Source organism: Nitrosospira sp. Nsp1 (assembly GCF_900100985.1).
Classification (GTDB): domain Bacteria; phylum Pseudomonadota; class Gammaproteobacteria; order Burkholderiales; family Nitrosomonadaceae; genus Nitrosospira.
The window spans coordinates 60,266-79,940 of the sequence record NZ_FMUF01000011.1 but is presented as its reverse complement, the minus strand read 5'-3'; the positions used below and the strand labels follow the sequence as shown (position 1 = coordinate 79,940).

Sequence of the window (19,675 nt, the reverse complement as noted above, 5' to 3'; positions counted from 1 at the left end):
ATAGTCGAAGTAGCGAAATCTACGGGTCAGACTCCATTGATAAGAACCGTCCCAACGTCTAGACCATACGTACTCAAACTCTTGGAAAGCCATCAATATATTGCTCTCTATGTCGATTCGATCGAGTCTGACCCTATAGAAACATCCAAAAACTGCGACATGAGTTTGTCCAATTAGAAACAATTAGGAATAGGGCTCCACCTTTAACGGATATATATAGTCAAAGGCGTATAGCTGAGCATCCACCATAGCTTCAAAGCTATCCTTTGCTCGGTGAAATTCTTTTTCTTTTTGAATTGTTTCTTTCGCTGTTAGGATAGTTACTGTCCACCTTTGATCTCGCATATATACTTCAACTACACATCCACCAAAAACCTTATAGAGCCCTCCCCCAAGTCGCTGTTTCCAACCACGCCCCCAAACTGCCCGTTTCGCCAACGTCTTTTCTCGTTTTTTTGCCGCACTTACGTCTTCCTCCATGTCCGCTGCACAGCTGCTGCCCACTTCTAAAACGTTGGGATACTTCGGATGTGCCATATGATGAACGTAGCGAATTTCTTGCAATTCACACATTTCACATTTGATTCGCTCTTCACCTAAATCCTCCGCGTCAATGCACCGCCATCCTCGATGGGGCACCCCTGCCAACGACCATTTACCCCGAGTCAACTATGATTCCTTTCTGAAAAGTAACGGATAATTTACAAAAGAAATCTATGGGGTCAGACTCAATTGATAAGAATCGTTCCGACCGTCTAGGCCGCATTCCTACTTAAACTTTCGGAAAACAATCAATTTATTGCCTTTTATGTTGATTCAATCGAGTCCGACCCCATCGAAACATTGGGGGTTAGGGGAGCTGTGCTTAGCGCATTGTTCACCGAAATAAAGCGGACAGGAATACGCTTCAGAGCGGTTTATGAAACAATCGGGTAGGTAATACCCAGCCATATATCAAAAAGATTGGCAGCCAAATTATCCATCACACAATACCTTGCGGTGCCGCTGCGTAACGACACGTAAAAAAGCCAGAGCAACGTCTGGCCTTTAATTAGTGGTGGAGACGAGGAGGATCGAACTCCCGACCTTCGCATTGCGAACGCGACGCTCTCCCAGCTGAGCTACGTCCCCATGTATCAAGCGCTATTTTATAACAAAAAACGACAGCAGAATATTTACGTTACCCGGGAAGTGGCAAATGAGTACCCAACACCAGCGAGTACTTCGGTAGGGCGGATGGCTTACAAAGGAACTTGACGAAGCCCATATCCGCTCACACCCAATCCTTCCCAATCAGAAAATCCGTATAAAGCTTATCTTCAGCACTGCCCGCCGCGGGTTTCCAATCATAGCGCCATTTCACGATGGGTGGCAGTGACATGAGGATGGATTCGGTGCGTCCACCCGATTGCAATCCGAACAAAGTTCCACGGTCCCACACCAGGTTGAATTCCACATAACGGCCGCGACGGTATGCCTGGAAGTCGCGTTCGCGTTCGCCGTATGGCGTATTCAGGCGGCGCTCCAGGAGCGGCACATAGGCGGGTATGAAATGATCGCCGACGCTCTTGGTCAGGTTGAAGCAGGCATCGAAATCCGGCTTGCCTAAATCATCGAAGAAGATGCCGCCGATACCGCGCGGTTCCTTGCGGTGCTTCAGGTAAAAATAATCGTCGCACCATTTCTTGAAGCGCGGATGATAGTCGGCACCGAACGGCTGTAGCGCGTTCTTGCAGGTCTGGTGGAAATGTACGGCGTCTTCTTCAAAACCGTAGTAGGGAGTCAAATCCATGCCGCCGCCAAACCACCATACCGGCTTGGCGCCTTCCTTGCGCGCCTCCAGGTAACGCACGTTCAGGTGCACGGTAGGCGCGTATGGGTTGCGGGGATGCAACACGATCGATACCCCCATCGCTTCAAAGCTGCGCCCCGATAATTCGGGTCGCGCGGCGGTGGCGGAGGCGGGCAGGCCGCCGCCGAATACGTGCGAGTAGTTCACCCCGCCGCGCTCGAATACGTTGCCTTCTTCCATCACGCAACTTAACCCGCCGCCACCTTCCGGGCGCTCCCATTTGTCGCGGTGAAAGCGTTTTCCGTCCACTTTCTCCAGCCGCTCGACAATGCGTTCCTGAAGTCCGGTGAAAAACTCTTTAGCCTGTTGCGTGGTGTCCATACACACTCCCGATACCGCTCTGTTATTTTTTGGGCAGCCGTGCCCCGTGCCCTTGTCTATGGGCTATTTCCGGTGATTGATAGCCCGGTACCCAATGTCGCGCCGCATCTGGCAACCATCGAAATGAATCTGCTCGGCGATTTCGTAGGCTCGGCGCTGGGCCATTTTTACGCTATCCCCGAGCGCGGCAACGCACAACACACGTCCGCCCGTGGTCACGATTTCCTTGCTGTTTTCTGCACCCAATGCCGTGCCTGAGTGGAACACGTGAAAGTCTCTTTCCGGCTCTTCCGTGGACCCCGACTCCGGCGCCAACGCCGGCAGGTCATGGATCACGTCACCTTTACGCGGCGAATCCGGATAACCATGAGCTGCCAGCACCACACCCAGGGCGGTGCGGCGATCCCATTCGGCTTCCACTTTATCGAGCGTTCCATTCAGGGCATGCTCTATCAGCGTTATCAGGTTACTTTTCAGGCGCAACATGATGACTTCGGCTTCCGGATCACCCATGCGGCAATTGAACTCCAGCACCTTGATGCCGCCGTCCGGCGTGATCATCAATCCGGCATAAAGAAAGCCGGTGTACCGTTCGCCTTCCTGTTCCATGCCCTGCATGGCCGCGTGGATCACTTCGCGCATTATCCTGGCGTGAAGGGCCGGCGTAATCATGGGTGCGGGAGAATAGGCGCCCATGCCGCCCGTATTCGGCCCCTGGTCGCCCTCTTTCAGCCGCTTGTGATCCTGGCTGGTGGCAAGCGGCAGCACATGGCGCCCATCGGCCATGACAATAAAGCTGACCTCTTCACCTTCCAGATAATCCTCGATCACAACGCGCGCCCCGGCATTGCCCAGCCGGTTTTCGACCATCATCGCATCGACTGCGTCATGGGCCTCTGTCAGTGTCATCGCCACCACGGCACCCTTGCCTGCAGCCAGTCCGTCTGCCTTGATGACAATGGGCACGCCCTTCTGGTCCACATATTGATGGGCTTCGGCAGCGGAACTGAAGGTAGCATAGGCGGCGGTAGGAATACCGTGGCGCTGCATGAAAGCCTTGGAAAAATCCTTGGATGTTTCCAACCGCGCAGCCTGTTTGGTGGGGCCGAAAATTTTTTGCCCGGCGGCGCGAAAGGCATCCACGATGCCCTCCGCCAGAGGCGCTTCCGGCCCGACAATCGTGAACGCGATGGATTCCTTTTTGGCAAATTCCACTAATTCGGGAATAGCTGTGATGGGAAGATTTTCCAGGCCGTCTTCCATTGTCGTGCCGGCATTACCCGGCGCGACGAAGACCTTTATGGAGCGGCTGATTCGCCATGACTGGAGGAGTCTCCACGCTAAAGCGTGTTCTCTGCCACCTCCGCCGACTACAAGTAGTTTCATATTTCTAACCTGAATTTGCGAACATCCGCTTTGCGGAATGCCTGTGCTACCCGACTTTGCGCTAGTAGTTTTGATGGGTTGCGCTACGCTTCACCCATCCTACCCAAGCTGCATACGCGTTAAACTGGGAGTGGTGCATATTTACCGAAAGAAACGACGCTTCGACACATGCTCAATGTCTGAAATGCCGCACGCCGGTTAGCACCATCGCCACACCTTGCTCATCCGCGGCAGCAATGACTTCTTCATCGCGTACGCTGCCGCCGGGCTGGATAACCGCCGTGGCGCCGGCCTGAACGACTACATCCAGCCCATCTCGAAACGGAAAAAATGCGTCCGAGGCCACTACCGAACCGGCAAGCGTGAGCCCCGCATTCTGTGCCTTGATCGATGCAATGCGGGCGCTATCCACCCGGCTCATTTGTCCCGCGCCGACGCCCAGCGTCTGGCCGTTGGCGCAAAACACGATGGCGTTGGATTTGACGAATTTAGCCACGCGCCAGGCAAACAGCAGATCCTGCAATTGTTGCGGCGTCGGGTGTGCCTTGGTCACCACTTTAAGTTGCGCGGCAGTGACGTTGAGGTTGTCGGGGGTCTGTACCAGCAACCCGCCGCCTACGCGCCTGAAGTCGAAAGTGTTGCTGCCGGTCTCGAGCGGCACGGTCAGGACGCGCACGTTCGCCTTTCGGGCGAGAATCTGTTGCGCCTCGCTGGTTAACTGGGGTGCAATGATTACCTCGACAAATTGCTTGATCACTGCCTCAGCCGCCGCGCCGTCCAGCACGCGGTTGAAGGCGATGATACCGCCGAAAGCGGAAGTCGGATCGGTAGCAAGCGCCAGCTTGTAAGCCGCAAGCGGTGTGGTGGCGACGGCTACGCCGCAGGGATTGGCATGCTTGAGGATGACGCAGGCGGGCAGGTCAAATGTCTTGACGCATTCCCATGCGGCATCCGCATCGGCGATGTTGTTATATGACAGCTCCTTGCCCTGCACCTGGGTGTAACTGGCAAGACTGCCGGGAACAGGGATAGGTTCGCGATAAAACGCAGCCTGCTGATGGGGGTTTTCGCCATAGCGCAAATGCTGGCCGATGCTGAAGTTGAGATTGAGGCGTCCGGGAAAGGCTTGGCGTTCTCCACCTTCACTTTCGGTCGAGGTCAGGTAATTACTGATGGCGCTGTCGTAAGCAGCAGTATGAGAGAAAGCCTTGCAAGCCAGCTTGAAACGGGAATCCTGCGCAACCGCGCCCCCGGATGACTTCATTTCCGTCAACAGAGGCGCGTAATCCTCCGGGTCGGTGACAATGGCTACGCTTTTATAGTTCTTTGCCGCGGCGCGCACCATGGTAGGTCCGCCGATGTCGATATTTTCAATAGCCTCTTCCAGGCTGCATCCAGGCCGCGCAATGGTCTCGCGGAAAGGGTAAAGATTCACCACCACCAGTTCGATGGCCGGGATTTCCGCCTTTTCCATGGCTGACATGTGCTCGGGCAGGTCTTTCCGCGCCAGAATACCGGCGTGTATTTTTGGATGCAGGGTTTTCACCCGTCCATCGAGCATTTCGGGAAAGCCGGTGTAATCCCCGACTTCGGTAACGGCCAGGCCGGCTTCCTTCAGTAATTTGGCGGTGCCGCCGGTGGACAGGATGGCTACGCCCAGCTCGCGCAGTTCTCTGGCAAACTCGACAATGCCGGTTTTGTCGGAAACGCTGATCAGTGCTTGTTTAATGGACATTCGAGGTCATTATTGGAATTGAGTATATAGCGCCACTGCTGCGGCGGTTCATGCTTCGATTACCTGTGCTGCTGTGATGGTGGCAGGCGTGAACTATCCTGGCCTATTTGATCTGATACTGCTTCATCTTGTTGCGGAGCGTATTGCGGTTGATGCCGAGCAACTCCGAAGCTCGGGTCTGGTTGCCGCCGGCGTGCTTCATTACCAGTTCGATCAGCGGCTTCTCCACGCTGCGTATTACCATATCGTGTATGGCGTGCGGCTTTTCGCCGTCCAGATCATTGAAATAATCTTCCACGGCCTTCCGTACGCACCGGGCGATGTCGTTTTCGTTAATAATGCTCATGCGACGAGTTCCTCAGCCTCAACGTAAGTCAACCGCCGCCCATAGCCGGCAAGTCTAGTAAAAAATTCATTCACCGCCGACAACTGCTGGTCCGTGCTTTGCAACTGGTTCATGGCATGACGGAACCCGGCAGAGTCGACTAGCCCCTTGGTGTACCAGGAGATATGCTTGCGGGCAATGCGCACGCCGGAATATTCTCCATAGAAGTTATATAAATCATGCAGATGTTGGATAAGCACACGGTGAATCTCGGCGACTTCGGGCAACTGTAGATGCTTGCCGGTTGCCAGATAGTGGTTGATCTCGCGGAAGATCCAGGGCCGCCCCTGGGCGGCACGGCCGATCATGATGGCATCGGCGCCGGTATATTCGAGCACGTGTTTTGCTTTTTCAGGGGTGGTGATGTCACCATTGGCAATAACCGGGATTTTCACTGCGGCCTTTACGGCGGCGATAGTGTCGTATTCCGCATGGCCGGTGTAGGCGCAAGCACGGGTGCGTCCATGGATGGCCAGCGCCTGAACCCCGGCACTCTCGGCGATCCTCGCCACCGCGAGCGCGTTTTTGTGTTGAGTGTCCCAACCGGTGCGAATTTTCAGGGTGACGGGAACATCTACCGCACCGACCACGGCATCGAGGATGCGCCCGACCAGGGGTTGATCCTGCAGCAACGCGGAACCCGCCATCACATTGCAGATTTTCTTGGCGGGGCAGCCCATGTTGATGTCTATGATTTGCGCCCCTTGCGCCACATTGTAGCGGGCCGCTTCAGCCATCATCGCCGGGTCGGCACCCGCAATCTGCACCGAAATCGGGTCCACTTCACCTTCATGATTTGCCCGGCGCCGCGTCTTTTCGGAACCCCACAGCAGCGAATTGCTCGACACCATTTCCGATACCGCCATACCCGCGCCCATGCTCTTGCACAGCTGCCGGAAAGGACGATCAGTCACCCCTGCCATGGGTGCCACGATCAGCTTGTTTTTGAGAATGTGAGAACCGATTCGCATGACTTGATTTGACGGCGATGCCGACGGCAAAGCGTACAGAGGACAAAATAGGTGCAATCTTAACAGGAAATGATCATGACTTCTAAAACCACTGTGCCATCAATGGATAGATGCGGGATTTTACGGGACGATAATTCAGTTAACTGCACCGGCTCGCTACAGGCAGCATCTTCGGGTTTTATCCCGGATGTTTCATAAATTCGCGTGATGATTGCGCAGGATTTTGTTTTGCAGGGAGATTTTGTGAAAGAGTTGCGTAGTTTATTCATACGCCCGACTGAACGATTCATACGAAACAAAAGACCAGCAAGGGCGCGCGTCAATTTTATGAAACATCCGGGTTATAGTCCGGTTATCCTCTTGCACCGAACATCATACGCCGCGCGACGAATCGCTTGGCTTGCGGCAAACAATCCAGCGCGCTCAGCCCGCTGTTCCGCAGGGCGCCCAGCACGAGATCGTCGTTGGAAAAAAGCTTTATCAATGAATCGGTGAATATCCGCCCGACGCTACTATCCGTCCGGCGCTTGTCACGATATCTGGCAAGCATTAACGGCGTGCCTATGTCGACGGGCGATGCAATAATTTCTTCAGCCAGTTCCCACGCATCGCGCAGCCCCAGGTTGAAACCCTGTCCCGCAACGGGGTGCAGAGTTTGTGCCGCGTTGCCGATCAATACGACACGGCAAGCCGTGACGGGCGTGGCGTATTTCAATGCGAGGGGAAAGCCGGCCCGCTTGCCGGCCTCGATGAATTTGCCGAGACGATCGCCGAAATGACCATGTAGCCGGGCAAGAAAGGCTGCGTCATCCAGGGCAAGAATTTCCTGGGCTGCTGCCGGAGAAACGGTCCACACCAACGCAAAGCGATCGCCCGAAGGCAACAGCGCCACCGGGCCATCCGGCGTAAAGCGCTCATAAGCGATGTCGTGCTGAGTACGCACCGGGCCGTTGCCGCTGGCGTTCGTCGTTTGCGAAGTTCGTTTTGCGGACCGGCGCAATGGAGCGGCGGGTGGTTTTGCTACCGCGGCGGGCGGCATGCTCCCGGAGCGCTCGGTTTTGACCTGTGCAACGATAGCCCACTGCTGGTAATCATGCACGTGCTGGGTTACGCCTTCGATTTGCGCAGTGAGGCGGCCGCCGTCTGCAACTGCCAGCAGCCGCGCCGTTACTTTCTTTGTGACGCCATCATGCTGAAATTCAACCTGGCCCAGCCCGGCAGATGTTTCCAGCCGAGTTACCTGTGCCCCTGCCAGGTAGTCGACATTGCAGTTTTGCAACGCCTCATGCATGGCCCGAAACACATCATGGTGACTGACTACGTAACCCAAAGCCGGCACACCGGTTTCGTCAGCGGTCAATACGGTTCGGCCGAACCCGCCTCGATTGGAGATATGGATAGTAAGGATGGGCGTGACTTCCGGCAGCTTGTCCCAGACCCCTAAACGCTGCAGGATGAGCCGGCTGCCATGAGACAACGCCAGCGGACGGGAGTCTTCCGTTTTTGCAGGCATTCCGCGCGCTTCCAGCAACAGCACGGACGTGCCACTTCCGCGTAGTGCGAGTGCCAAGGCCATCCCTACCGGCCCGCCGCCGATAATGATCAGGTCGTAATCGTAATGATGGGTGTTCATGTTTTAGCCGGAGATTTTAAGAGGACCTTGCTCGACTCCTCATTTTTTGCCACATTTTATCTTTGTAGCCGCCTATCGCCCATGGTTGCTCATGGCGGCTCATGGCGATCATTGCGCTTGTTTTCATTTGCCCTGTCAGTGCTTTCCTCGATAATTTCGGCGTCCTCGATAACGACATAGGGTGCTTCCACTGCATCCACCGATTTTCGCAATTTGCGACGTAGCCACCATAACCTGAATCCAAATCCAACGGCGGCGACCGCGAATAATGCAAGAAATGCGGTAAAAAAGAAAATGCCCAAAACCACCATGATGATCAAAAATGGGGCCAGGAGCAGGTAAGTGAGCCAGCGCTTGCCGGGACTGCCACCGCCGGCACGAAAAATATGCACGGTCTCGTCTTCGGGACCGCTGGCATTTCCCTGCCGGGATATGCGCTTTATGATTATCCGATCGTTTTCGTCCATGATTTCAATTTTTTCCGATCGCGCATCAGTTCTTCAATCTCCGCTACCGTTTTGGGCGCGGCTCCCGTCAATACTTCACACCCGGTCTCCGTCACTGCCACGTCGTCTTCGATGCGTATACCGATATTCCAGAAATGCCGGGGAACATTATGGGCCGGACGGACATAACACCCCGGTTCCACTGTCAGGGTCATTCCCGGCTGCAGCGGGCGCCATTCTCCGTTATGCTTGTATTCGCCCACGTCATGCACATCCAACCCCAGCCAGTGGCCGGTGCGGTGCATGTAAAAACGCTTGTAGTCTTCCGACCCGATAACTTCATCTACACTGCCGTGGCACAGGCCGAGATCGATGAAACCTTGAGCCAGCACCTGCAATGCGGCGTTATGCGGGGCATCCCAGGTGTTGCCCGGCCGCACCGCCTTTATCGCTGCCGCCTGTGCAGACAATACCAATTCGTATAAATCCCGTTGTGCCGGGTTGAATTTTCCGTCCACCGGAAAGGTGCGCGTAATGTCGGCGGCGTAGCCGTCCAATTCGCAACCGGCGTCGATCAATAACAATTCGCCGGCCTTCAGCCTGGCATTGTTTTCGACATAGTGCAGTACGCAGGCGTTCGCCCCACCCGCGACGATGGATGTATAGGCGGGCGCCTGTGCGCCATGGCGGCGAAACTCGTGCAGCAGTTCGGCCTCCACTTCATATTCGCTCATGCCGGGACGCGTGTTCTGCATGGCACGGCGATGCGCGCCGCCGGAAATCTCCGCCGCACGGCGCATGACTTGAAGCTCTTCCGCACTTTTGAACAGGCGCATCTCATCCAGCAGCAACCGGATGTCACGAATTTCGGCCGGTGCGGCAGTACCGCTCCGCGATTGTTGCCGCACCCGGTTGACCCAGCCGATCACGCGCGCGTCCCACGCCGTGTCGTCGCCCAGCGCGCAAAAAACGGCGGGCTGGTCCGCCAGCAACCGGGGTAGTATTTCGTCCAGCTTGGCGATGGGATATGTTTCGTCGAACTCGAATGCTTCCCGGGCACCCTCGGGCCCGTAACGGAACCCATTCCAGATTTCATATTCGACATTTTTCTCGCGGCAAAACAGGATACTCTTCGATGCATCCGTACCGGCCCCTGCCACGACCACAAGCACTGCCTCGGGCTCGCCAAAGCCTGTCAGGTAATAAAAATAGCTGTCGAAGCGATAGGGATAATGCGCATCTCTATTTCGCACCCGCTCCGGCGCGGTGGGAATGATGGCAACGCCCTTCCGCATTTGGGATGCCAGACGATGGCGCCGTTCGCTGAAGGCTTGAATGGGGATCATGGATAAAGATTCTTACAGCATTTGCCGGATAAAGCAAAGTATCCCGGTGGTTTTTGGTCGATTTTTGATGGGTTGCGCTTTGCTTCACCCATCCTGCGAGTGGGCTAGTTACTGGCGGTGGTTAGTCGGGAATCGATCAGCTGAAGCCGCTCCGGCGTGCCCACGTCTATCCATACGCCTTGGTAATGTTGGCCGCTCACTTTACCCGATGAAATTGCCTGGCGCAGCAGGGGCGCAAGTTTCGCCGGGGAACCCGGCACGATATCGGCGAAGAGCTTCGGCTGGTAGATGCCTATGCCGCTGAAGGTAAGGTTATTTTTTCCCGAAAGCGCCACTCTGCCGGAATCAAGGGTGAAGTCGCCCTCAGGATGATGCCAAGGATTATCGACCAGTACCAGATGGGCGAGATCGCCATCCGGGCTGGCTCGCATGTGCCGTAAAACCGGGAGGAGGGAGGAAAAATCGATTTCACAATAGATATCCGCATTAACCGCCAGAAACGGTGGGCCTCCTTGATTTTGCCGCTCATGCCTCAGAAGGGGTAGCGCCTGGGCGATGCCGCCCGCGGTTTCCAATGCCACCGGCTCACGCGAATAACGGATGTTCACCCCATAGCGGTTGCCGTTGCCGAGCGCAGCCTCGATCATGTGCCCCAGATGAGCATGGTTGATGACGATGTCGGCAAAGCCGGCGCGCGCAAGACTTTCCAGTTGATATTCGATCAGCGCCTTATTCCCCACGCGCAGCAGCGGCTTGGGTAATGTATCGGTCAGGGGACGCATGCGCTCGCCGCGCCCCGCTGCCAGGATCATGGCCTTGAAGGAGACATTTTCAGAAGGTGTAGCCAACTTTCGCTTCCGTCGATTTGGTGACCGTCCATTCGTCCAGCAGCGTCAGCAGGGGATGAAGTTCGCGGTAGCGCTCGCATGCCTTTCGCAAATATTCCTCCACCAATGGTATATGGGTGAGGTAATCACTTTTGCCGTCGCGGTAATTCAGGCGCGAGAAGATCCCCAGCACCTTGATATGGCGCTGTACGCCCATCCATTCAAAATCGCGATAAAAATCGGCGAAATCGCCAGCCACTGGCAACTCGAGTTTGCGCGCCTGTTCCCAATAGCGGATCAACCAGTCCAGTATGCGTTCCTCATCCCAACTTATGTACGCGTCCTTGAAGAGCGACACCAGATCGTAGGTAATGGGTCCATAGACCGCATCCTGAAAGTCGATAATGCCCGGATTGGGGGTGGTCACCATCAAATTGCGCGAATGGTAGTCGCGGTGCACAAACACCCTGGGTTGAGTCAGGTTGTTCTGGATGATCCGTTGGAAAATGCGATCCAGTTCCGCTTTCTGTGCCGCTCCGGGCACGACATGCAGGTGCCTGTCCAGATACCAGTCCGGGAACAGGTTCAGCTCTCTCAACAACAGCGCTTCGTCGTAATCCGGCACTACATTCGCGCGACTGGCAAGCTGGATTTTAATGAGCGCCGCCACTGCATCGCGGTATAAGCGATCGGTATCACCCGCATCGTCGTTCAGCGCCTGGAGATAGGTTGTGCTTCCGAGATCGGAAAGCAGCAGGAAACCTTGCGCCAGATCCTGCGCCAGGATTTCCGGCACATGCACGCCTGCCGCGGCGAATAACCCGGCCACATGCACAAAAGGCGCGCAATCTTCCTGAGGTGGCGGTGCATCCATTGCGATCAGCGTTCCGTCGCTGAACGTCACACGAAAATAACGGCGGAAACTCGCATCTGCGGAGGCGGGCGCCAAGGTGAAGGGTTTACCGGGAAATTGTGTCCCGATCCAGTTTTCCAGGAGGCGAAAACGCTCCATAATAGTTCGCTGATTGCCTATTTTGCCGAAGTATGAGATTTTAGCACGCGTGCGTCACTCCTCACCCAGCCGGGTGAGGGAGCAAAAATTATGGAGATAACCATGGCTAGTCAAAAAGTAGTGGACGAAATCGTCACCAAGGTCAATGAGCTTTTATCACAGAATCCCATAAAGGATGTGGAAAAGAACATGCGGGTCATGCTTTCGGGATTATTCACCCGCCTCGATCTGGTAACCCGCGAAGAATTCGAGGTGCAACAGGAAATACTCAAACGCACACGCGAGAAATTGACGGCACTGGAAACCAGGGTCGCCGCGCTTGAAACTGCCGCGAAGTCGGATAAATCGGCCGGCACGCTCGATGTTCCGGTGGAGACGCTGGATGATTTGTCGGAGACGGAATAATCAGCTACTCAATATTAAAATGTCGCGTTTTCGGACATCCAGCAACGACTCGATTCCGCCGTACTATTCCTATTGATCCTGTTGCTTCTGGTTGAGGATCTTTCTGCATGCCGCTAGCTATTCTCTATAGCCGAGCGATCTCCGGCATGGAGGCGCCACTGGTCACGGTGGAAGTTCACATCGCAAACGGTCTGCCCAGCTTTACCATCGTCGGACTGCCGGAAGCGGAAGTGAAAGAAAGTAAAGACCGGGTGCGGGCGGCGCTGCAAAACGCGCAATTCGAATTTCCCGCCCGGCGCATCACCGTCAATCTCGCCCCCGCCGATTTGCCCAAGGAGAGCGGGCGCTTCGATCTGCCTATCGCACTGGGCATACTGGCGGCAACGGGCCAAACCCCTTCGGACAAGCTCGACAGATATGAATGGGCGGGTGAACTCGCCCTGACCGGAGAACTGCGCGCGATCCGCGGTGCATTGGCGATGACGTACGGCGCATCGCGTTCCGGACGAAGTTTCGTGCTGCCTGCACAAAACGCGCCTGAGGCTGCCCTGGTCAAGGAAGCCGCCGTCTATCCCGCGACATCGCTGCTTCAGATTTGCGCACACCTTGCCGGGCGCGAGCCGTTGCAGCTTTACACGGCATCCAGCGTAGCAAGCACGGAAACGAGCACGTTTCAGCATCCGGGCATGGAGGAGGTGAAAGGCCAGGCGCACGCCAAGCGTGCCCTGGAAATCGCAGCGGCGGGCGGCCACAGCGTACTGATGGTAGGTCCGCCCGGCACGGGCAAGTCCATGCTGGCTGCGCGCCTTCCTGGCATTTTGCCCTCCATGACCGAGGATGAGGCGCTTGAATCCGCGGCGATGCAGTCCCTGAGCAGTGGCGGCTTCAACGTTGCCAACTGGAAACGCCGCCCTTATCGCTCGCCGCACCATACCGCATCGGGCGTTGCGCTGGTCGGCGGCGGCAGCAATCCGCGCCCCGGCGAGATTTCACTGGCGATGAATGGGGTGTTGTTTCTCGACGAACTGCCGGAATTCGACCGCAAGGTTCTGGAAGTATTGCGTGAACCGCTGGAATCGGGACGCATTACCATATCACGCGCGGCGCGCCAGGCAGATTTTCCTGCCCGGTTCCAGCTGATTGCGGCGATGAACCCCTGCCTCTGCGGTTATCTGGGACATTACAGCGGAAAATGCCGTTGTACTCCCGACCAGATAGCACGCTACCGCGGCAAAATCTCGGGCCCGTTGCTCGATCGCATCGATATACAGGTGGAGGTGCCCGCCGTGCCGCAGGAAGATTTGATGCGCCAAGCGCAAGGCGAAGCAAGCAAGGCGATCGGGGAGCGGGTTGAATTGGCTTATCAGCGCCAGATAGCTCGGCAAGGCAAGGCCAACGCGCATCTGGCAGTAAAGGATATCGATAGGTACTGTGTGCCGGATGCGCTGGGAGAGACTTTGCTCAAGCAAGCCATCAGCCGCCTGAATTTTTCCGCACGCGCTTATCACCGCGTCCTGAAAGTGGCACGTACCATCGCCGATCTGGCGGCAAGCGAAACCATAGCCAGCGCCCATATTGCGGAAGCGGTACAGTACCGGAAGCTGGACAGGAATTAGATCAGCCAGGGGTATCAAGCCATTCCACGATCACATGGCGCAGTTTGACGAGCCTATTCGATTTCACCTTTGTCATTCAGACACACACCGGGGTTTTGTCGAGTTACGCCGGCTACCCTGAAAAAACCAAATCCATTGAATCCGGCGTACCTCTGCTTTGCGGCGTAAAATATTTTTTATCAAACAGCTTGACAGCGATAATTCCGTATACTAATTTTAAACATGCTGGAAGAAAAAAACCGGGGAGAAGCGTGTGTTCATCCCGCAGGACAAACATCGCAATCTCAATCCAGCCTGAAATTACATCCCCCAATTCCCTTGAGTTATCGCTGCTACTTTCCATAAAAAGGAGTTAATAATGTCTGATGAGCAGAAACCGGAGGATTCTCCAGCACCCGCCCCGGAAATTGATCCACAGGCAGCGAGAGCGCCGCAGCCTCGTTTGCTGGCTGCAAATGCCAGACTGACCGATCTTACGATCGGCGATCTGACTTCCATTATTGCGGCTGAGGCCAACAAAGCCATCGCATCCCGCCTGGGCAATATCGGCAATATAGGCGCTGCCGGCAGTCATGTAAATTCCGGGCCGCCAGGATTTGTCAACGGCGGTGGCCATGCCAATTTCGACCCGGCCAGAGGCATCGGCAATCGCGTGAATGTCGGCGATCTCGGCAGGGCGGGTGTCCATGTGAACTCCGGCCCTCCGGGATTCGTCAACGGCGGCGGTCATGCCAATTTCGACCCGGCCAGAGGCATTGGCAATCGCGTGAATGTCGGTGATCTCGGCAGGGCAGGTGTCCATGTGAACTCCGGTCCTCCGGGATTCGTCAATGGCGGAGGGCATGCCAATTTCGATCCGGCCAGAGGCATCGGCAATCGTGTGAATGTGGGCGATCTTGCCAGAGCCGGCTCGCATGTGAACTCCGGCCCGCCGGGATTCGTCAATGGCGGGGGGCATGCCAATTTCGATCCCAGGGTTAACGTGGGCGCGGGCCTCATCAACGTCACCCTGCCGGACGGAGGCCAGGTCGCCATTCCGGCTGCCGGCCCGGTGGATTTGCACGTACGCGGCTTCCACATTACACGTTAGCCAACCCGACCGATGAATCATATGCCGGTCCATGTTGGTTGAGGGGGCGACCTGGTCAGGCCGTGCCGCCCGATCGCTTCGCGCTTTTGTCGAAGCGGCCTGCCAGGATGAAAAGCTGCGCCGGTTACTCGAAATGGATCCTGCGACGGCGCTGCGCGAGTGGCAGTGGGAATCCGATGTCGTACCGGCATCGCTGCCTCCGCCTATGGGCGCGGTGTCGGTCTGTATCGATGACGCGAGCCTGTTGGGTCCGATAACGTGGCGAACCGAGACGGATGAGGCACTGTTGCGGCAAACGCAGCTGCGCCTTTTACTTGCGGGAGCCAAGCCTCTGGCCCTGATGCATGGCAGCGAGCAAAGTCTGACCGCCCTGGCGACCTGGATGCGGGCCCGCGGTTACTACACACTACTTGGTCCGCATGAATTCCTGCCGCAACACGATTCATGCAAGGGTGGCTACAGTAATCGCATGACAAAGGTAACCAGCGCATGCGCCGGTTCCGGCGCATGGCGTGGATTGCTGGTTGCTCCCGACGAACAAACCGTGCTGATGGCTTGGCTATGTCAGCTGTTTGGATGGGAAAGCTTCCTGGGAAGATTGCTCGGTTATCCGTCCTGCTGCTGCAAAGCGTTCGAAGAACGCTGGCCAATCGCTGCTTCGAACCACGAAGGGGATGTAGGCCTCTTGCTGCTGAAGGAATCGGAGGCGGCACCGACGGTGCATAATCTGAGCTGGACCACAAACATTTTTTCGCGCTATTTTGGGTGGGAAATTATTCAGCATTTTCCCTGCCGGCTGGATTGTCCCGCCACGACAAATCTGGCCCGGCGCTATTTCGCGGTCCTTATGCACTATTGGCCGGCGGAGGCACAGGAGGTACTGGGATATTTGGCATCTCCCCTGCTGGTGATCCCCAATCACGGCTACAGCCTTTTTCACGGCGGACGCGTGGTGCGCGAGAACACCGGCACAAGCCTGATCTATGATCCCGAACAGGTCCAGATTATCGGTATGGACAGTATGTTTACCGATGAAATCGTATCTTCGTCCCGATTGACGGCGGGTATGAACGGGGGCTGGAAAATTGCCGGTGGCGACGTTCCAGGCTGGCTGCTGGATGTCAGCCTTGATGAGGCTGTTTAGGAGAATCGCGATATGAAATATTTCAGCAGGCCCTACAGGGAAAACGCCGAAAGCACCTATTTGGCGGAGGCTCACCGCAAGCACTACGAACCTTTCGGTACGATCAGCTTAAGCGATCAAACCGTGCTGGGCACGGAAGGCATTGTCCTGGAGGATATCGCGGGCGAGACACTTGCCATTCACCCCGAGAATGCGGCGTGGGCATTTCTCAGTGCCAGCGAGTCAAAGTGGTTTCGGCAACTGGATGAAAAGCCATTTGGCTGGTTACGCCATAATCTATCGCAATACGGTCCGGATAATGCGCTCGATTTTGCCGCCCAACTCTATCGGCGCGGTCTGCTGACGCTTAATGGACATGCTGCCGTAGACCGGCGAATGTTCGCGGACGGGCCCAATTACGATGAGGGAAACCTGATCGAATTGCTCATTACCGAGAAATGCAATCTTGCCTGTCCCTACTGCCTGGCGGGAGCCAACTCATCCATGCCGGCCATGGATCGGGATATTGCCCGGAAGACTGTGGATCTTGCATTTGCCATGCGCGAGAGCGACACGCTGGCTTTCGAGTTTGCCGGGGGTGAGCCGTTCCTGAAATATGAACTCATGAAGGAAACCGTGACATACATTCGTAATCATCCATTACGAGGCAACCGCAGGCTATTTCTCAGCACGCAAACCAATGCCACCTTACTGAATGAGGAACGGGTCCGCTGGCTGAAGGAGGAGGATATCCGGGTAGGAATTTCTCTCGATGGAGGCGCACAACAGCAGAATTCGAGCCGCCCTCAGGTCAACGGCAAGGAGTCTTTCAGCAAGATTGCCAGAGGAATCGACCTGCTGCACCGGTTCGAGGTACCCTTCGGCGGCCTGGTGGTGCTGAACCGGTCCAATGCGGATGACCCGGCGGCCTTGGCCGCCACCATGCTCAATCTCGGCATCCATGGCTTTCGGCTGAATCCCGTGGCCTATCTGGGCGATGCACGAAAGAACTGGAACAAGGTTGGTTTGAGCCAGGATCAGATCATTGATTTTGTCAAAGACCTGATGAGCCACGTAGTGGCGCAAAAATTGCCATTGCTGGAAGACAACGTCCGCAGCATGTGCGACTTTCTCACCAGCAAACAGCGTAGAACGCGCTGCATGCGAACCCACTGCGGGGCTGGGGAAACTTTCCAGGCCGTTGCCGCCAATGGCGACATCTATCCCTGCGGCCGTGCCACGCAATCCCCCGGGCTCAAGCTGGGAAATATTTTCGATGCCGGCCTGGAAAGCCTGTCACAACCGTCCCGGCATAATGCCGTCATACAGCAAATCCGAGAACGCCGCCCCGCTGATCTCGAAGGGTGCGACACCTGTTCCTATCGGCAGCTATGCCAGTCCGGGTGTTCCGCACAAGCGTGGGAAAGTTACGGCACGGTCCGCCACCGCACCCCCGAATGCTCCTTTTACAAAACGCTTTATCCCTATTTGATGCGCTGGCTGTCCTTCGATGAAATCGCGTTCGATCACCTGAACACTTACAATTATTTCAATAACGAGGGTGAACGCTTTTCCCGCGACTTTACCCCCATAAAATGCCATGCGGTAGCGGTGTGAAGCTCAACGACGCCGGTCTGAAGAAAGTATCGCGGGAAGGGCTGCCGAAGCATGTACTGACGGACTGTGCGGGCCTGTGTTACCCGGCCGGGCCCGGCGAAACCGTCGACATATTGCTCGGATTCTCCGCGCTGGCCCGTTCAGTACGCTTACGGAACCAGCTCTCCGCGGCGATGGACACAATGGACGCGAACGAGAACCCGCTCGCGCAGCGTCTTATCGCGACCCTTGATAACCTGCCTGCCGATGCCCGCGCCCGGCTGTTTTCCACTCCACTGGCAGAAATAGACACCGCCCCGAGGATGGAACCGGACGGCTCCGGCAATCCCGGCGCAGGAAGGATATTGTCCGGGGTGCGGCATTTCATTCACCATCCCGACGTACGCGACATCGCCTTTATTCTGCCCCGTTGTCTCTTCTCGGCGGGTCCGCTGTATCTGCCGCACGTGCACGCCATGCTGTCCAATGATGCGCCAGGCATCACACTGGCGGTGGTGGAAAATGAAGGTAAAACGCATTTCGTCTGGAGCGATGGATTGAGTCTGACGCTTGTCAATGACGGAAGCGGATTACCGACGGGTTTCAGTCATCCCCGCCTCGCGGCCCTGCCGTATATTGGTGGTTTTCCCGTGCTTAACGGAGTCGCCGAAGTTACTCCCCTGCTATCCTCTTTCGAGCCCGCAATGGATGAGGAGATTGACATGGGAGCCGGGCGTATCGAAGCAGCGCTGGAATTGCTTAGCCAGATCTGGCCGCTCGCCTTCCATGCCCTCCATCGCCACGTCAAAGCACTGTGTATTCTGAAACAACGCGAGTACTCGCGCAGCCACAGCCCGCCGGAGCTGCCGGGAACCATATTCATGAGCGCCGATGACGTCGAGCATATCGGTGATTTGCTGTGCCATGAATCGAGCCATATCAGGATGAATATTTTCCGGCGCTACGATGCGATTGCCCGCGCGCGCGATCCGGACTCGGAAGCCATCGGTTTCGTCTCCCCCTGGCGGCCGGATTTACGTCCATTGCGAGGGCTGGTGGATGGCGTACATGCTTTTCTCAATGTTTGCCGCTATTATCGCCGGCTGGAGATGCGATTTCCCGATGCATGGACCTCCGGCACGATTTATGAGCGACAAAAACGGAATGTGATTCAGGCAGGCATTACGTTGCGCGAGCACGCTGTGCCGACGCAGATCGGCGCCATCCTGCTGGAAGAATTTGCCCGCGAGGAAGGCTTGCTGTGAATACTCTCACTCCCAACTGCATGGTCGATACCGGCACGGATCTGAATATCGACCCCTCGTCGCTGGCCCGACTGCGTATGGAATTCCTTGATCGTGGCGCAGCCGTATTGGGCCCACCCGCGCTCAGCCATGATACGCATATGAATCTTCTCGGCGAGGCGCTTGCGCAACAGCGGGATGCGAGCTGGAGCCTGGTGGCGAAGCAATGTCCTGGAGAAATCTCCCAGCACAATATACGCGCACATCTCGGACCACACGCACGGCGCTTTCTCTCGTCGGCATCTGTGCTGGCCTACCTGGAGCGTGTCACCGGCCATCGACTTGCTCCGTCCTGGAGTGCCAGTTGCTATACCTATTACGATGAGCCAGGTCAACACATGGGCGAGCACTGCGACAAAAAGGAAGCCTGCCGCATTGCCCTGCTGATCTACCTTCAGACCCTCTGGATGCCCGATGTTCAACCGTCGGCGGGGCTGCAACTACATGTATTTCGCGGCGACAACGCAGCAAGCGGGTTACTGCTGCGCATCACCGGGTTGTCCAACCGGATTGTTTTCCTGAATGGTGCCGAGCAGGCGCACCTGCGGCCCGCTCTAGCTATGGGGGAACATATGACGATGCTGGCGGGCTGCTACCGGTTAGCAACCCCGGAATAACCCACAAGGC

General features: G+C 56.3%; 19 protein-coding genes and 1 tRNA gene. 7 read left to right on the top strand and 13 right to left on the bottom strand.

All coding sequences use genetic code 11. The features are described 5' to 3' along the window. Positions 1-183 precede the first annotated feature (183 nt). The 12 genes from BLP78_RS08820 to BLP78_RS08765 all read right to left on the bottom strand — a co-directional run bounded on the left by BLP78_RS08820 (position 184) and on the right by BLP78_RS08765 (position 11,914). Positions 184-573 carry a hypothetical protein gene (locus tag BLP78_RS08820; RefSeq protein ID WP_090458494.1) on the bottom strand — a complete coding sequence of 130 codons (390 nt, stop codon included), beginning with the start codon at positions 571-573 and terminating at the stop codon, positions 184-186. A 482-nt stretch (positions 574-1,055) separates the two neighbouring features. Further along, positions 1,056-1,131: transfer RNA gene (locus BLP78_RS08815), tRNA-Ala, on the bottom strand. 142 nt (positions 1,132-1,273) lie between these two features. After that, entirely contained in the window at positions 1,274-2,173 is a 900-nt protein-coding gene (gene hemF, locus BLP78_RS08810) for an oxygen-dependent coproporphyrinogen oxidase (RefSeq protein ID WP_090458492.1), read from the bottom strand. A 63-nt stretch (positions 2,174-2,236) separates the two neighbouring features. Next, a complete protein-coding gene (gene purD / locus BLP78_RS08805; protein WP_090458491.1) occupies positions 2,237-3,559 on the bottom strand; it encodes a phosphoribosylamine--glycine ligase in 1,323 nt (440 codons plus the stop codon). Positions 3,560-3,731: 172 nt separating this feature from the next. Continuing rightward, complete coding sequence (purH, locus tag BLP78_RS08800; protein ID WP_090458489.1) at positions 3,732-5,294, bottom strand: bifunctional phosphoribosylaminoimidazolecarboxamide formyltransferase/IMP cyclohydrolase; 1,563 nt, start codon at positions 5,292-5,294, stop codon at positions 3,732-3,734. Between the two features lie 103 nt (positions 5,295-5,397). Continuing rightward, positions 5,398-5,640, bottom strand: coding sequence for a helix-turn-helix domain-containing protein (locus BLP78_RS08795; RefSeq protein ID WP_025041412.1), 243 nt, complete (start codon positions 5,638-5,640; stop codon positions 5,398-5,400). Further along, positions 5,637-6,650, bottom strand: coding sequence for a tRNA dihydrouridine synthase DusB (gene dusB, locus BLP78_RS08790; protein ID WP_090458488.1), 1,014 nt, complete (start codon positions 6,648-6,650; stop codon positions 5,637-5,639). The genes BLP78_RS08795 and dusB overlap by 4 nt, the downstream gene beginning before the upstream one ends. A 352-nt stretch (positions 6,651-7,002) precedes the next feature. Further along, positions 7,003-8,283 carry an FAD-dependent monooxygenase gene (locus BLP78_RS08785; protein WP_090458486.1) on the bottom strand — a complete coding sequence of 427 codons (1,281 nt, stop codon included), beginning with the start codon at positions 8,281-8,283 and terminating at the stop codon, positions 7,003-7,005. 89 nt (positions 8,284-8,372) lie between these two features. Then, positions 8,373-8,750 carry a hypothetical protein gene (locus BLP78_RS08780; RefSeq protein WP_090458484.1) on the bottom strand — a complete coding sequence of 126 codons (378 nt, stop codon included), beginning with the start codon at positions 8,748-8,750 and terminating at the stop codon, positions 8,373-8,375. Continuing rightward, a complete protein-coding gene (gene pepP, locus BLP78_RS08775; protein WP_090458482.1) occupies positions 8,729-10,075 on the bottom strand; it encodes a Xaa-Pro aminopeptidase in 1,347 nt (448 codons plus the stop codon). Before pepP ends, BLP78_RS08780 begins: the two co-directional genes overlap by 22 nt. Before the next feature lie 104 nt (positions 10,076-10,179). Further along, positions 10,180-10,887 (bottom strand): N-acetylmuramate alpha-1-phosphate uridylyltransferase MurU, encoded by a 708-nt coding sequence (murU, locus tag BLP78_RS08770; protein ID WP_090458479.1) that lies wholly within the window; start codon positions 10,885-10,887, stop codon positions 10,180-10,182. Positions 10,888-10,906: 19 nt separating this feature from the next. Beyond that, positions 10,907-11,914, bottom strand: coding sequence for an aminoglycoside phosphotransferase family protein (locus tag BLP78_RS08765; protein WP_090458476.1), 1,008 nt, complete (start codon positions 11,912-11,914; stop codon positions 10,907-10,909). Between the two features lie 102 nt (positions 11,915-12,016). On the opposite strand from BLP78_RS08765, the gene BLP78_RS08760 reads away from it, so the two are divergent. Both BLP78_RS08760 and BLP78_RS08755 read left to right on the top strand, forming a co-directional pair. After that, entirely contained in the window at positions 12,017-12,319 is a 303-nt protein-coding gene (locus BLP78_RS08760; protein WP_090458474.1) for an accessory factor UbiK family protein, read from the top strand. A 107-nt stretch (positions 12,320-12,426) separates the two neighbouring features. Further along, complete coding sequence (locus tag BLP78_RS08755; RefSeq protein ID WP_090458473.1) at positions 12,427-13,935, top strand: YifB family Mg chelatase-like AAA ATPase; 1,509 nt, start codon at positions 12,427-12,429, stop codon at positions 13,933-13,935. Between the two features lie 112 nt (positions 13,936-14,047). On the opposite strand, the gene BLP78_RS15270 is transcribed toward BLP78_RS08755, so the two are convergent. After that, on the bottom strand, positions 14,048-14,278 hold the full coding sequence (locus BLP78_RS15270; RefSeq protein WP_143002929.1) for a hypothetical protein: 231 nt from the start codon (positions 14,276-14,278) through the stop codon (positions 14,048-14,050). 15 nt (positions 14,279-14,293) lie between these two features. Between BLP78_RS15270 and BLP78_RS08750 the strand changes: the two genes are divergently transcribed. The 5 genes from BLP78_RS08750 to BLP78_RS08730 are packed head-to-tail and all read left to right on the top strand — an operon-like array spanning position 14,294 to position 19,665. Further along, positions 14,294-15,025 carry a hypothetical protein gene (locus BLP78_RS08750; RefSeq protein WP_090458471.1) on the top strand — a complete coding sequence of 244 codons (732 nt, stop codon included), beginning with the start codon at positions 14,294-14,296 and terminating at the stop codon, positions 15,023-15,025. A 31-nt stretch (positions 15,026-15,056) separates the two neighbouring features. After that, complete coding sequence (locus BLP78_RS08745) at positions 15,057-16,169, top strand: hypothetical protein (protein WP_090458469.1); 1,113 nt, start codon at positions 15,057-15,059, stop codon at positions 16,167-16,169. 12 nt (positions 16,170-16,181) lie between these two features. Next, positions 16,182-17,765: a radical SAM/SPASM domain-containing protein gene (locus BLP78_RS08740; protein ID WP_090458468.1), complete on the top strand. Its 1,584-nt coding sequence runs from the start codon at positions 16,182-16,184 to the stop codon at positions 17,763-17,765. Further along, the gene (locus tag BLP78_RS08735) at positions 17,762-19,009 is read left to right on the top strand and encodes an aKG-HExxH-type peptide beta-hydroxylase (protein ID WP_176752825.1); all 1,248 of its coding nucleotides are present in this window, start codon (positions 17,762-17,764) and stop codon (positions 19,007-19,009) included. The genes BLP78_RS08740 and BLP78_RS08735 overlap by 4 nt, the downstream gene beginning before the upstream one ends. After that, positions 19,006-19,665 carry a hypothetical protein gene (locus BLP78_RS08730; RefSeq protein ID WP_143002928.1) on the top strand — a complete coding sequence of 220 codons (660 nt, stop codon included), beginning with the start codon at positions 19,006-19,008 and terminating at the stop codon, positions 19,663-19,665. Before BLP78_RS08735 ends, BLP78_RS08730 begins: the two co-directional genes overlap by 4 nt. The last annotated feature ends 10 nt before the right edge of the window (positions 19,666-19,675 follow it).

Excerpts from the sequence above, each read along its gene's own strand:
- murU (WP_090458479.1), bottom strand. The coding sequence starts at position 10,887 with ATGATCCTGGCAGCGGGGCGCGGCGAGCGCATGCGTCCCCTGACCGAT.
- purD (WP_090458491.1), bottom strand. The coding sequence starts at position 3,559 with ATGAAACTACTTGTAGTCGGCGGAGGTGGCAGAGAACACGCTTTAGCG.
- pepP (WP_090458482.1), bottom strand. The coding sequence starts at position 10,075 with ATGATCCCCATTCAAGCCTTCAGCGAACGGCGCCATCGTCTGGCATCC.
- BLP78_RS08780 (WP_090458484.1), bottom strand. The coding sequence starts at position 8,750 with ATGGACGAAAACGATCGGATAATCATAAAGCGCATATCCCGGCAGGGA.
- BLP78_RS08755 (WP_090458473.1), top strand. The coding sequence starts at position 12,427 with ATGCCGCTAGCTATTCTCTATAGCCGAGCGATCTCCGGCATGGAGGCG.
- BLP78_RS08750 (WP_090458471.1), top strand. The coding sequence starts at position 14,294 with ATGTCTGATGAGCAGAAACCGGAGGATTCTCCAGCACCCGCCCCGGAA.
- BLP78_RS08760 (WP_090458474.1), top strand. The coding sequence starts at position 12,017 with ATGGCTAGTCAAAAAGTAGTGGACGAAATCGTCACCAAGGTCAATGAG.
- purH (WP_090458489.1), bottom strand. The coding sequence starts at position 5,294 with ATGTCCATTAAACAAGCACTGATCAGCGTTTCCGACAAAACCGGCATT.
- hemF (WP_090458492.1), bottom strand. The coding sequence starts at position 2,173 with ATGGACACCACGCAACAGGCTAAAGAGTTTTTCACCGGACTTCAGGAA.
- BLP78_RS08785 (WP_090458486.1), bottom strand. The coding sequence starts at position 8,283 with ATGAACACCCATCATTACGATTACGACCTGATCATTATCGGCGGCGGG.
- dusB (WP_090458488.1), bottom strand. The coding sequence starts at position 6,650 with ATGCGAATCGGTTCTCACATTCTCAAAAACAAGCTGATCGTGGCACCC.
- BLP78_RS15270 (WP_143002929.1), bottom strand. The coding sequence starts at position 14,278 with ATGGAAAGTAGCAGCGATAACTCAAGGGAATTGGGGGATGTAATTTCA.
- BLP78_RS08820 (WP_090458494.1), bottom strand. The coding sequence starts at position 573 with ATGTGTGAATTGCAAGAAATTCGCTACGTTCATCATATGGCACATCCG.
- BLP78_RS08795 (WP_025041412.1), bottom strand. The coding sequence starts at position 5,640 with ATGAGCATTATTAACGAAAACGACATCGCCCGGTGCGTACGGAAGGCC.
- BLP78_RS08745 (WP_090458469.1), top strand. The coding sequence starts at position 15,057 with ATGTTGGTTGAGGGGGCGACCTGGTCAGGCCGTGCCGCCCGATCGCTT.
- BLP78_RS08740 (WP_090458468.1), top strand. The coding sequence starts at position 16,182 with ATGAAATATTTCAGCAGGCCCTACAGGGAAAACGCCGAAAGCACCTAT.
- BLP78_RS08765 (WP_090458476.1), bottom strand. The coding sequence starts at position 11,914 with ATGGAGCGTTTTCGCCTCCTGGAAAACTGGATCGGGACACAATTTCCC.